Origin of the sequence: Granulicella aggregans (genome assembly GCF_014203275.1) — a bacterium.
Taxonomy (GTDB): Bacteria; Acidobacteriota; Terriglobia; order Terriglobales; family Acidobacteriaceae; genus Edaphobacter.
This window is the reverse complement of sequence record NZ_JACHIP010000042.1, coordinates 1-12987: the sequence shown is the minus strand read 5'-3', so window position 1 is coordinate 12987 and position 12987 is coordinate 1. Positions and strand designations below refer to the sequence as shown.

General features: G+C 56.5%; 10 protein-coding genes and 2 pseudogenes. 2 read left to right on the top strand and 10 right to left on the bottom strand.

Translation table 11 applies throughout. From position 1 onward, the window contains the following. Positions 1–154 precede the first annotated feature (154 nt). The 6 genes and pseudogenes from HDF16_RS31740 to HDF16_RS29085 all read right to left on the bottom strand — a co-directional run bounded on the left by HDF16_RS31740 (position 155) and on the right by HDF16_RS29085 (position 5272). Positions 155–322 (bottom strand): hypothetical protein, encoded by a 168-nt coding sequence (locus HDF16_RS31740; RefSeq protein ID WP_348641463.1) that lies wholly within the window; start codon positions 320–322, stop codon positions 155–157. Between the two features lie 48 nt (positions 323–370). Beyond that, positions 371–1387 (bottom strand): annotated as a pseudogene (locus HDF16_RS29105) (IS110 family transposase); the annotation flags it as partial. A gap of 343 nt (positions 1388–1730) precedes the next feature. After that, a complete protein-coding gene (locus HDF16_RS29100; RefSeq protein ID WP_221313386.1) occupies positions 1731–2816 on the bottom strand; it encodes a hypothetical protein in 1086 nt (361 codons plus the stop codon). Further along, complete coding sequence (locus HDF16_RS29095) at positions 2806–3330, bottom strand: sigma-70 family RNA polymerase sigma factor (protein ID WP_184224315.1); 525 nt, start codon at positions 3328–3330, stop codon at positions 2806–2808. Before HDF16_RS29095 ends, HDF16_RS29100 begins: the two co-directional genes overlap by 11 nt. Positions 3331–3617: 287 nt before the next feature. Then, positions 3618–4856, bottom strand: a complete 1239-nt coding sequence (locus HDF16_RS29090) for a carboxypeptidase-like regulatory domain-containing protein (RefSeq protein WP_184224314.1) — start codon at positions 4854–4856, stop codon at positions 3618–3620. A gap of 266 nt (positions 4857–5122) precedes the next feature. Further along, positions 5123–5272 (bottom strand): hypothetical protein, encoded by a 150-nt coding sequence (locus tag HDF16_RS29085; RefSeq protein WP_184224312.1) that lies wholly within the window; start codon positions 5270–5272, stop codon positions 5123–5125. Positions 5273–5961: 689 nt separating this feature from the next. On the opposite strand from HDF16_RS29085, the gene HDF16_RS29080 reads away from it, so the two are divergent. Next, on the top strand, positions 5962–6432 hold the full coding sequence (locus HDF16_RS29080) for a hypothetical protein (RefSeq protein ID WP_184224310.1): 471 nt from the start codon (positions 5962–5964) through the stop codon (positions 6430–6432). 495 nt (positions 6433–6927) lie between these two features. Here the strand turns inward: HDF16_RS29080 and HDF16_RS29075 are convergent, their stop codons facing one another. Next, positions 6928–7641 (bottom strand): response regulator, encoded by a 714-nt coding sequence (locus HDF16_RS29075; protein WP_246410469.1) that lies wholly within the window; start codon positions 7639–7641, stop codon positions 6928–6930. 184 nt (positions 7642–7825) lie between these two features. Between HDF16_RS29075 and HDF16_RS29070 the strand changes: the two genes are divergently transcribed. Beyond that, positions 7826–7984 (top strand): hypothetical protein, encoded by a 159-nt coding sequence (locus tag HDF16_RS29070; protein WP_184224308.1) that lies wholly within the window; start codon positions 7826–7828, stop codon positions 7982–7984. A gap of 1553 nt (positions 7985–9537) precedes the next feature. On the opposite strand, the gene HDF16_RS29065 is transcribed toward HDF16_RS29070, so the two are convergent. The 3 genes and pseudogenes from HDF16_RS29065 to HDF16_RS29055 all read right to left on the bottom strand — a co-directional run. Then, positions 9538–11694, bottom strand: coding sequence for an AAA family ATPase (locus tag HDF16_RS29065; protein ID WP_246410467.1), 2157 nt, complete (start codon positions 11692–11694; stop codon positions 9538–9540). Between the two features lie 253 nt (positions 11695–11947). Beyond that, the gene (istB, locus tag HDF16_RS29060) at positions 11948–12748 is read right to left on the bottom strand and encodes an IS21-like element helper ATPase IstB (protein ID WP_184224305.1); all 801 of its coding nucleotides are present in this window, start codon (positions 12746–12748) and stop codon (positions 11948–11950) included. Next, positions 12745–12987 (bottom strand): annotated as a pseudogene (locus HDF16_RS29055) (IS21 family transposase); the annotation flags it as partial. The pseudogene HDF16_RS29055 and the gene istB, both read right to left, overlap by 4 nt.

The window sequence follows — 12987 nt, the reverse complement described above, 5'->3', positions numbered from 1 at the left end:
GGCTGTTCTCGGGACCGCCATCCTTCTCCGCGCAACCGAACAGTAAGTCTTGGGTTTAGGTTTCAGGCAGCCTTTTTAGCTCCTATTGCGGTCCAACTTCACGGATCTGCTCACTAGGTAAACCAAGGAGCATTGTTCTGAGAATAGATAGCTCCTACTCGACCGCAAACGTGTTGTATCCGAGCTTCTTCAAGCAGCGTATGTGGTGCTGGGCGCGTTCGACATTTCGGTCGTCCGGAGTGATCAGAGGGTCTTCTCGATAGGGTAACTTCGCTGAGAGAACTGCGTGGATTGTCTTGAGCAGCGTGTGCCCGAGCGCCACGATGGCGCGTTTGTTTCCGCAGCGCGATCTCAGTGCATGGTAACGCGACTGCAGCCGTGATCCCTTTCGGTTGGTGGCTGCCCATGCGCTCTGCGTGAGCGTTGTTTTCAGCCAGACGTTTCCCCGGTTCGTACGAACGCTCTTCTTGACGCCAGCGCTTTCGTGGTTTGCCGGGCAAAGACCAGCCTAGGAACTGAGTTGCGCTGCTGTCGGGAACTGTTCCATGTCCGCGCCTATCTCGGCCAGGATGCTGGCGGCGGATTCTTCCTTGATCCCCGGAATGCTCTGCAGCAGATGGAACGCTTCGGCAAATGCCGAGTCCGTCAGGCGGCGTCGGATCTCGACGTTGAGCGCTTCTACCTGTTCATCAAGGAACTCAAGATGACGAAGAGCATGCCGGATGAGAAAGCGCTGATGGTCGCTCAAGCGATGATCGGCAACGGAAGCCGCAAGTTGCGGGATCTTTTCTCGGGCCTTCTTCTTGGCCAAATCAGCGATCTCCTCTGCGGTCATTCGGCCGTCGAGAAGCGCTGCCAGCATCAACTTGCCCGACACACAGAAGACGTCTGACAACACGTCACCGAGCTTAATGTTCGCGTCTTCAAGCACCTTCTGAACCCGGTTCCGTTCCCTCGAATTCTCCCCGATGAGCTGCCTGCGACGACGCGTCAGGTCCCGTAGTTCACGAATCGCCAACGGAGGGATGAAGCTTGGCCGGATCATGCCGTGGCGAAGCAGATGAGCCAACCAGCGGCTATCGTTTGGATCCGTCTTATGTCCGCGCCTGTTCTGCACGTCCGCAGCGTTCGCCAAGATCACACGGACGTGCGCCTCAAGCAGGTTGAAGACCGGCTTCCAGTAGCTGCCGGTACTCTCCATCACGGCGTGAGTGCAACCTTCGGCAACCAGCCATTCGGAAAGCCGTTGAAGCTCGCTCACAATCGTGCCGAACTTCTTGATCTGCGTGTGGGGTTCGTCTCTTGCGCTACCAGTCATAACGCAGACCACGACGAACTTCTTGCCAACATCGATGCCGGCGCATCGTTCAAGGATAGCTTCGATCATCTACTTCTCCAGTGCGGACAAGCAGCCGGCGGCGGGCTCGGCATATTGTTCTACGGGTTCAGAAGAGGCACCAGTCAGGTGTACGTGAGCCGCCGGCGGGCCAGATTATCATTCGGGGTCAAACCACCAATAAGTCCGCGACCCTTTACCTGTTCGCCCCTGAAGTCTCCACCACACTCAAGCTTCCGGTCAACGGAAACCCTTCTCATCCTCAGGTGCGGCCGCACCGCGGGCATCGCTGATTATCATGCGTAAAAAGCGAGAAGCGAGATGATCTTGATCTTCTCCGATAGTTTCATCAGGCACCCAGTCCCTCCTGCGGTCTGGGTGCCACTGGCTGCAACTACTTTGCCCGAGTCAGCGTGGCGTTGCTAATAGAGCCGAGTCCATAGCTGCCAGGATGGTCTGGCATTTCATAGTCCGGTTCCACTCTTACCCATACCTTTTCCTGCCGGGCGATCGGAGCGCCCGTCAACAAAGTGTATTTCGTACCTTGATATTCGAAGGTGATCCTGTTTTTCTCAATTTTCCCCTCGATGGCATCCTTCGTGGACGACAGCGAAAAGAGATAGCGGCCAGTCTTCGGGAAAATTACGTAGGCTGAATTATCAAATCCAGAGGGCGTGTCCGTCCACCCGTCGACTTCCCCTATTCGCATATCTCCCTTCAAGAGAACCGGCTGTTGGATTCGCAACTCGCTCGCAGCGGGATCGATACTCTTGATTCCCATTCCAATCTCTGCCGGAATGTGATCGAACCACTCGCCATGCAGGGTGAGAGTGCCAGAGTCTCCAACGGCGACTTTGAGAGACTCACCGGTCTTTAAGATCACCTCGCGTTCAGGCAGCTTGGCAAGATCACTCGTGTCTGTCGTTGCAACTGGGCCAGCATAGGACCTTACCAGAAGCCGTACGCCGCCCTCGACACGACCAGCCAGCTTCAATGAGATGACTCCTGCTAGGTCTTTTTTAGAATCAAGAATTCCACCCATAGCCATACTGTCCTTGCTGGAATTGACCAGGGATAGCGCACAGGAGGAGAAAACACTTTGATCCTCACGATCAATGGTCACCAGCACAACAGAGCCGTTGCTTTCAGCACCCACGCGAGCTCTTTTCAGTTCAGCTCCCATCGTGAGCAGGACCACTAGAACCAAAGCCGCAAAAGCTAAACGAGGAACTCGCATGGTCGCCCATCCTTTCCGCCAGAAGCGGGTAAATATTCCAGTTTTTGTCTCCCAGCGCGGGATTGAGGGCAGGTTGCCCAAGGCGAGACTGACCTCGCGGCGCAGTGTCGCGCCCAGGATGGTGTACTGCTCCATGAGTTCTGCACAAGCGTCGCAAGTGCGGATGTGCGCTGCGGCCTCATGCGTAATCATTTCGCCATCATAGAGCGCCGAGACGGACTCGGCAACTTCATCACATCTCATTGTGTTCCCCTTTCCTGCCGTCAAACCATATGCGGCGCAGCGCCTCGCGCGCCGTGAAAAGCCGCGAACGAACAGTGCCCAAAGGTATATCGAGTGCTTCGGCAAGCTCGTCGTACGATAAGCCTTCAATCTCGCGCAGCCAGAGCAGCGTGCGCTGCTCGGTAGGGAGGCAGTCGAGGGTGTCGAGAAGTATCGCCTGACTCTCAACGCCAGCCTCAGCGGCGGTCTCGACGACCTCTTCCATCACTGGACCGCGCATCCGCCACCACTCCTGCGCGCGCTTGCGGCCTGCGCCGAAAAGATAGCCGCGCACCGTGCCGCACTCTCGACGGTAGCCACCCGGATGCCGCCAGATACCGGCATATGTTTCCTGAGCCACATCTTCGACCGCCTCACGACTGCCGACCATGCGTTGCAAAAACGCCAACGACCGAGGAGCCGTCGCCTGATAGAAAGCCGTGAACGCCTGTGCGTCACCAGCAACAATCCGCGTCCACTGTTCCTGTTCGTTCACTCATGCTCCTCACTAATTGATTCGGAGCTTTTGAACGTTTAGTTCATTCCGACGGACAATTATTTGCAGGAGATTAGCTGTCGGTCAAAGGACGACGGAGCGGGAGCCCGATCTCTAAATCATTCCCTAAGCAGCTCTCGGGTCCAATTGGTTCGGTAACTCGATCATCCAACATTCGGTGGGTTCGTTTTTGTACTACCTCAAGGAGCGTCGAGTAAGTCCAAAATCATCCTGGCAGAAAATCATAGAGCTAATCGACAGAGCCAACGAGGGGCACCCTTGAATCGCTAGGGAACGTTCGGGTAGATGGTGGTGGTGAAGTTGTCGATGTCGTGCTCAACCGAAAAGGGAGCGGGACCGTACTGCGGCGTGTTGTCGTGGTAGCCCTTAACAGACGCACTTATGGTGTATTTTCCAGCCGGGAGGTTGGTGAATTCGAAGTGGCCGTCAGGGGCGAGGGGAACAGTCTTGAAATCCCAAACTGTGTCGGACGAGAGCATTACGCGCATACCGTCCGCAATCGGCCTCTTGTTGCTTGTAACGACAGCACCCTGGATGTGAAAGCCTGGTTTGATAATGAGGTCCGGAGCTTGCAGATACTGCCCATCTTTGCTGACGTGGATCTCGATTGGACTGGCTGCCCCCAGGGTTGAGATGGAATCCATAGTGGCGTAGACGTACCAATCGATGGCGACGGGAACGTTGGGAATAACAAATCGGCCCTTGGGGTCGGTACCTATGCGAACTACTTCATACGGATTGCCGAGGAGCTTGAGGTCAACGCCGAACCCGCCGCGATCTTTTGCTATAAGGCCAATCTGGGCGTTAGGCACGGGCTGACCGTTTTGAACGAGCCGTCCGACGATGGTGGCACCATCTGCGAGGGTTACGGTATGGCGGTTGGGTCCAGTCTCCAGGACGGCAAACTGAGGAGCCAAGCCGCGGGCTTCAACCTCGAGCAGCATCTTTGGCGTAGGTTTTGAATATGTGAGTTCGAATTCGCCGTTTTTGTTGGTGACGGAAAGGGGTTGAAGTCCGGGAAGGGTGCCGTAGGTACTGGCAGCTCCGTCGATCAAACCGGTTGGATTGATGATCGCGTCTCGAACAGGCGAGCCGTCGGCCTCAATGACTCGACCGCGAACAGTGCCACTGAAATCGGTGGTCGCTGATTTGGAGGAGAGGTTCAGAGAAACAGTCGGAGCTTTCACAGGATCGATGGACTTAGTGATCTCGGGAATGTAACCGTCGCGGGCTGCGAGCAGCGTAAACCAGAGATCGGGGGAAAGATCCTTAATCTCGAAGGCGCCCCTTGCGTCGGTGATAGCATGTTTGCCGCAGTCGGTATAGCAGCTTGGGCAGAAGGTACTGTAACCGACTTTGACCCCGGCGTGATAGACCATGACGGTGGCACCGACGACTGGAGCACCGGTTGAATCGAGGACAGTCCCGCTGAGGCTGGGACGTACGGTGGCAGCGGAGAGTGAGGCGGCAAAGCTGAAGATCGCGGCGAACAGAAATGCTCTCATCTGGACTCTCCCGGACGCGCCAGCGCAATGAGGACATTCTACAACTGGCCCCTCTCCGCCACCCACGAAAACTCCGGTGTCAGGGGTCATTACCATGCGTGAATAGGTGAAGACCGCCTCGCCTGAGCGCCGGTCAAACCCTCACTGTCCATTTCTTGTCATGCGGTCACCCTCCGCATCGGCTTCCTTCCGACAGAGGTAGGCTCCGTCTTTCGTCGCCCCATACCATCGTTCTCCCCTAAAGTGATAAACACCAGTTTTAGTGTTTACCCGAACGACTGTGTCGTTCGGACAGTGCTGCTTGGCTTCTTGCTCTGAATGGAAGAGTGCGGTGCCGGCGTTGGGTTCGCATAGGCCGGAGACAGGGTCGCTAGGAAGAGTGCGACGGCTAGAACGATGGCCTTTAGTAATGGCATGGATGACCTCTCGACTCAGATGAGAGGCCCACTATAGTGGTCCTTTGCCCAATCCGGAAGAGATTTTTGGAGCTGAAGACGAGCATCCCTTTGTATGAGGCGCTTGGCACTCCCTGGCTGGTTCGCGAAACTTGCCGAAACGTCCGTTTCAGGAGTAACAAGCTGTCATGGCAGTCTCTGAATGCCGATTCCGGGACAGTGGTCTATTCTGCAAGACACCCCAACACAGAAATTTACCGGCTTCAGATGCATCATTGGGTTCAACCTTGTTCGAATCGCCCTATCTTGGTCAGCCTGGTTCGAGGGAAACGCGACAAGAGTGGGCGCGGTTGATCATCTGTTCGGCAGCTTTCGCCTCGGCGGTTTCCGAGCCGATGTCGTTTGGCTCGTGCTCTCAACGTTAGCAATCGCTTTGGCCGGTTTGCTTTCTCTCCTAAAGGTGAGAAACAGTCAGAAAGCACGGATAGATGCCCTGCTATGCGCGGTCGAAGTGTTGGCCTTCTGCAGCTTCGTGTACAGGATTCTGACTACCGGGGTTTTAGACTTTGGCTGATGAAACTACGCGACCCGGAGCTGGAACGCCGCGTACTCGTCTGAAACGGTCGTTTCAGTGAGTACAGGTTTGCGGCACGTTTGGTGCGAGACGTACACTGAGCGAGCGAGACAATCACCTAGGAAGGAGCAAAGCTATGCGACATAAACACCGGGTAGCTGTGTTGTTTTCTTGCTTCGCTTTAGCTTGTTGCTGCTGTGTTGAACTGTCCGGCCAACCTCAGAAGAACGCGCAGCGAGAGTCTTCTCAAAGTAAAGCTGGTCTTCATGCAACTCTGAAGGCGGAGCATGGCTGGTACGGGGATAATCGTTTAGAGACGCTTACATTTCGGTTGATGAATGACTCTGATGAGACTCTGGACTCGGCGACCAGTTCATGGGTGCTGGTCATTGACGATAAGCAAGCGCCCGATCCCGGGGGACAGTTATGGATGGGTGGAAAACCTACAGGTGGATACGACATCGTCCGTCCGGGCACTACCTACCAATTTGGAAAAGGTCTCTCTTTGCGCCAATACTTCCCCGAGGCACGCGACTACAAGGTTTATTGGAAAGCGGCCGGATTCAGAAGCAACGTCGTTGTGGTCAGGGGACAGGCAGCCCGATAATTGCAAGCCAGCATCGAGCAAGGATCACCTACGACAACTTCGCTTGTCATGGGTCATTTCAATAACGTCGTTTTCTATAAACGACCGATACGCAGCAAAAAGCTATCGCTCCGTGGTCCTCATTTAGCTGTTCTAATCCCATTTTGACGAATTCAACTCGGCTTGAGCATCGTGTTCGCTCTGGGACCGAATCCATAGAAGATCATCGAGCGTTACTTCCACCGTCGAGCCATCCGAAAGGTAGACGGACAGGCTCGTTTCAGCAAGTTTATCCACCTGTACGATCCACAGTCCCATTACTTCCGCCCCGCTCAAACTTTACGAATAGGTACCCCTGAAGACGTTGACGCCGGATAGTGGCCGATTAGGCAGTGATTGGTAGAGCGTCGATCTTCGACTGAGCCACATAGCTTGTCATCGCTTGTGCCAGTTGTGAGTCTACCTCGTCAGCTATCTCCATGACGCCCACCAAAACCAAGCTGAAGTTCACTCGATTCAGGTTGTTTTGGAGGGCTGGAAGATGCTCACTTGCAACATCCGCGATTCTTCGACCATCATTGACGCGGTGTATCCCTGAACCCTCCGAGCCGGCCCGTGTTCGGCAGCGGAGGGGGAAGCCAGTGCGCGGCTGCCCAAAGGTTGGGGATGTCTGAGTCGGAACACTAGGTCGCGCAAGAGTTGGGGAAGATGCGCGCTTCGGATAGAGTCATCCAGCCACACCGTAAGCACCTGGTCTTCTTTGCGAACACGAGAAAGCCAGTCATCTATTGTCGCCTCCGAACACTCTTCGAGAATGGTCGCTAAGCTCGCCAGGACTCGTGGTGGACTCTTCCCCTTCAAGAGCTTTTCGCGCACTAGCTCCACCAAGTTCCCTATGTTTGCTGGTTTCACAATGATGTCGTCCGTCTGGGCCAAGATGGCTGAGGCGGCTGCCTTCATCTCCGGATACGCACTAAAGATGATCGTCACGGCCTTGGCATTTGAATGGCGCATTGCACTCACAACCGTCAGGCCATCCCCAGCGGAAGGCATGTGAAGATCGCTAATCAATACGTCGAAGGTCTGACAGCCAATGAGTCCGAGCGCACTGTTCACATCCCAGGCGGACTTTACCTGAAACCCTCCTTGTTCGAGAATCAAGGTCATAACTTCGCGGAGGTTGTCGTCGTCGTCAACGACTAGAACTCTTGGCACAGCGGTTTCGGTCATCGGATGCCCTCTTGCTCAACTGGCCGAATCAGTATGTCATGGACATGACGGACGGATATGATCACTTTTGGCCACTTCGGAGGTTCGGTAGCAATCGCAGAGTCTTGGCATATCGTCGATTCTCAAGAGTCTATTGCGTTGGTACGATCCGGGTCGCTCAAAGGATCACAGGGTTAGGAGGATTATGTCAGTAAAGCTTGTCAATATCGGTCTGATCGACGATGAGACGATCATGGTCGAGTTTTCCGATCAGAGCTACGCCGCGTTTTCGGTAACCGAGTTACTTATTCTCCAGCGTGCGAAGAAAACCTCGGAGCCCTTAGAGCCGAACTTGCCCAATTAATGCGGTCTTGAACGTGGCCCTCTTCAAGAGAAGATGTTCAATGCACCTGCGGCGGGACGAGCCACGCTGCGTGAGCAGTTGATTGCTCGGTGGCTGGCGAACCTGTTCTTTGCTCTGCCTCGCGGACGGACTCTGCTAATCGTGGCTCCTGCATCTCCTTATCAACGCTGGCAATTAGCTTCTTTTCGGACCCTGTCGTTTTTCTCTTGATCTTCATCCTGAGATGTTGGCATACGCCGGACGCACAGTCTGCACAATAAGGCTCAACCCAAACTCTTCCTCGAAAGCCTTGTGGTCGGCAAGTACGAGGACCTGGAGGCAGCGGATGGGTCTCCCGGATGGCCTGCTGCGGTCGAAGTTGCGCATAACGTCGTTTTTCCGCAGTTGGATGCTTACGGACCTCGCGTTGATCGATCTTTCGCTTCGTCTGGTGTAAAACGGGCCGGCTGAGCAAATGAAGACAGACGACGAATCAGTCGACGCTGTAGATTCCAACCTCATAGGTGAAGTGAATGACAAATCCGAGTTCAAATACCTTTATGCACAGACAAAAACAAGACGGATCGCACGATTCGATCTGTCTCGCCTGCCTAGAAACGATTTCATCAAAGCTCATGGAAGCCGGTCTTAAAAGGGAAGAAGAGGACCACGTCTGTGCCTTGTCTTTTCGTTCCATTCAGTCGAAGCGCCCGATCGATACGATACCCGCTGACGTACGATTCCCGCGAGCGTTCGCCAGTCGATGACCAAGGTTTAGAAATGCAGGATTACCGCCGCGACAAGTTTTCGGAATGAATCTGATCTCCCGGAAGTTGTGTTTGCGGTGACCGAGGCAGCCTGACGGTCGTTTGAATTCATGTTGATCTAGTACGCTTGAGCAATCGTGAGGCTCCCCGTACCCATTCCGTTCGTTCATAGCCACCTACAGGGGATGGCGCCTTTCGGCGACGAAAGATAGCGTAAATGTCATCGGTGAGACGCATTCGAATTGCACCACTCCGAGGAGCTTTATGGAGGGTAGCAATGCGCTATGTTAATGAAGCTAAATGCCCACACTGCCATTCGATAACACACAACTGGCGTCTCGAGTGCCCCGTCTGCTTGACACGGCTGGATGTCGAACCGGGATCAAATATACCCGTACTTTCAATTCGTATTCATCGAATCTCCTAGTTTCAATACGTCCAATCTAGCCCTCAAGTCGTGACCTCCTACGATCCTGATTTTTCTGGCCCATCGAGTTCCCGCAAAGTCTGCAATCTCGATTTCCCGCCGCCGAGGCTGTGGGTTTGTGGGACGAGCGGCCTTTTGCTCGTTCCGGGCTCTTGCGCACATTTGGTGATCCTGCTCAATTGCGCTTAGAGCCGCTAATCTGTTGCTGATTTTAGAAGCCTTGGGAGGTCGCCAGCTCACAGGCTCGGCGGCGCATATGAACCTCGCTTCTCTTCGGCTCTTTTCGGTTCGCCTTCTCCAAATGTGCGCAAGGACCCGTTCCAAGCTCGAAGAGCGTCAAATCTATAGCCTGCCTTTAGGGGAGATCCGGGGCAAGCAGATTACCTACTGATCCCTCTGCTATAACTGTGCTCGCTCTCCGCCGCGATCTCGTGCCGGGGCTGGATGGACTTCTGGGACGTCATCTCCGGCGCAAGTGCGCTCTGGTGCGAGACGTCTCTTCCCAGCGCAACACCCAGCTTCTCGCTGTCGTTGGTGAAGAGCTGCGCGTCATAGGCTCCGCGCGAGACAGCGACATAGGCCATGCGATTGTTGAGCAGGTCTTTGGCCCCCAGCTCAGTATCGACATGGATCAATACGCGATCGGCGGTCTGTCCTTGGCTGGAATGGCTGGTCACCGCATAGCCGTGATCGAGATGCGGATGTTTCGCCGGATCGATCTCGACCGTGCGACCTCCGTCCATCTTGAGGGACAGCCGCCCGTCCTCGCCAATGCCCTCCACCGTCCCCAGCTCGCGGTTTGCAACCTTCAGTTCCTGTGAGGGCGCGGTGAGCTGCACCCTGTCGCCGGTGGAGAAGGCCCGCTCTTCTTCGCGGTAGACAAAGACGCCCTGCTGACGGCGCGGGTCGTAACTGCGCTCGGTGCCGTCTTTCGTCTCTACGGTGAGCCGGTTGCCGGCCGCGTCGATGTCTTTCACCGTTGCGTACTCACCTTTTCCGATGCCGGTTTCTTTGGAGCCGCGCGAGTAGCGCAGCACATCACCCACGTTGTACCGCTCGGCCCAGGTGCGATCTGCCCCGGTGAGGTCCTGACGCGGGACAAGGACCTGGACGAGATGCTCGTCTTTGCCGACAACACCCTCTGACTGCATCTCGGCATGGATGGCCCGATTGATCTCGGTGCGGGAGCGGTTGTCGGGCGAGACGACCAGCGTGCTCTCCGGCGACCTCGCATACTCCGTCGCTATCGCAGCAATACGCTCTTGATGACTTTTGATCTCGTGGATGCGGCCCTGCCGGTCCAACCCTTCTATTGCCGCGCCAACATCGCCACGCGCAAGCTGCTCGACGGTCTGTTTCAGCTCCGGGTCGCGCTGCCGTACGATCTCATCGAGCTTCACCGTCTTCATGCCCGCGTCCTGCAACTGCGCGAAGACGCGGCCCGCTTCGACCGACTCATGCTGGCGCGTGTCGCCCACTAAGACGACCCGGTCGTTCGGATGCAGGCGGCTCATGAACTCGTGCATCTGTTTAGTCGACGCGAGCGAACTCTCATCCACCACATAGAGACGATGTTCGCCTGTGTTCACCCGCTGCCCCTGGGCAAGATGCGCCTGCAGGGTCTTGGTCTCGATGCCCGCCTCGGCCAGTTTTTGCGCGGCCCTCGACGTAGGCGCAAAACCCTCCACGGTGTACCCAGAGGCCTCGGCACCCTCGCGCACCACAGCCAGCGTCGTGGTCTTGCCACCGCCTGCGACTCCATCCAAACCGACGATCTTCTCCCGAGATAGAAAGACCTCATCGACGGCGTTACGCTGACCGGCATTCAGCTCCGAATGACGATCCACCGTCGCGATCCGGATGTTCGGAGAGACCAGCATCGGGTCCTCGAAACCGCGCCGGTTGCCCTGCTGCATGTGGCAGATGGTCTCGCGCTCAAGACGCTGCATCGCAGCGGTCGTGTACTGCGGTCCGGTCCCAACATCGACCTGACGAAACTCCCCAGTCTGAACTCTGCGCTCGAACTCCTCCCGCACCTGGCTGGAAGTCGCCTGCCCCATGCCTCGATCAAGCGCCGACGCCAGAATGTCTTTTTGGGCATGGACGGCCCCACGCTCGAAGAGATGATCGCGGGCATAGGTCACGGCCTGCTGCGCGACCTTAATGTCGGGTTCGTATGCGTGCGTATGCCCCTGCTCCCTCGCCTGGGCAACGACGCGATCAGCCTGATGACCGTACTGCGCGGCCAGATCCCGATGCCGCTCGAGGACCTCCTCAGGCGACAGCAGCTCCTTGCGATCGCGCGTCCGGTGCGCGGCGATCTGCGCCGCCGACGCACCGTCAAGCCCCTGCTCCCGCTTGTAATCCTGGATCTGCTCACGGCGGAGGCTGGAGGCTTCAAGATACTCCTTCGAATAGCCCTTGATCTCCGGCTGGCCGTATTCACCACGTTCGAGCTGATAGCCCAACCCCTGCAACCGCATAGCCAACTCCGACCGGTAGACCGCCGTGACATACTTCTGCGGGCTCTGGTGCAAATAGCCAGAATGGCCGTGATGGGGTTATTCCACCTGTGCGGCTAAGCAGCCAGCACTGCGTTCCAGATTGCTGGAGGAGTATGTTTGTCGAGTCGTAAGGGACCTTGTCAAGGGCGGAGTAAAACCAGACCAACGGGGCGGAGTAAAAGTAGGCCAGTAGTTGGCAGTCAGGTTGTTGAGTATTCGGGGGAGTGGGGGCGCTGGAGCGTAGCGGAAGCGGCCCTTCTCCCCCGAGGCGCGTTCGGGGGTAGAGTCAGCGTTCGGAAGATGGGGGACGCTTGCGGCGGCTCTGCTTGAGGCGATAGCTGTCGCCGTTCATCTCCAGGATGTGGACGTGGTGGGTAAGGCGGTCGAGCAAGGCTGCGGTAAGGCGTTCCGAGCCGAGGATATCGGTCCACTCCTGGAAGGGTAGGTTCGAAGTGATCAGGGTCGAACCACGTTCGTATCGCTGGCTGAGCATCTCGAAGAGCAGTTCGGCACCGGTCTTGGACAGGGGCACGAAGCCCAGCTCGTCGACGATCAGTAGTTCATAGCTGGCGATCTGCTTCTGAAAACGGAGCAGCTTCTCGTCGTCACGGGCCTCGATCAGCTCACTGACCAAAGCCGCCGTGGTGGTGAAGCGCACGCGGTGTCCCTGTTGGCATGCAGCCAGGCCAAGCGCGAGCGCGATGTGAGTCTTGCCGGTGCCGCTGTTGCCCAGCAGCAGCACGTTCTCGCGGCGAGCGAGGAACTCTGATCTCGCCAGTTCCAGCACCAGGGTCTTGTTCACCGAAGGCACGGCGAGGAAGTCGAAGCTGTCCAGCGTCTTGACGACTGGAAACTTCGCCTGCCGGACGCGGCGATCGATGGCGCGGCGTTCGCGGTCCAGCAACTCCAACTCCGTCATGCGCAGCAGGTAGCGTGGATAGTCGACCTGCTCAACCGCGCACTGTCGGGCGATGTGATCGTACTCGCGCAGCATGGTGGGCAGACGCAGTTCCTTCAGGTGATGTTCCAGCAGCAACTGCGGCGTGTCGGAGGTATGAGTCGCGGTGTTCGAAGCATCGTTGCTCATGCACACACCTCGACAAGCAGGCTCATGTAGTCGGCGGCCTGCGTGGTGTGCACCTGGGCCAACGGCAGGTGTGGGTAGTTTTCCATGTCCAGTCGCGGCGGTCTTCGTTCGATGCGGCACAGCATGAGATGGCGGACTGCATCAAAGCTGATCGTGCCCAACTTCAAGGCATCTTCGATGGCATGAGTTACTTCGGAGAGATCGAAGGTCTCCATCAGCCGCAGCACCTGCACATACTC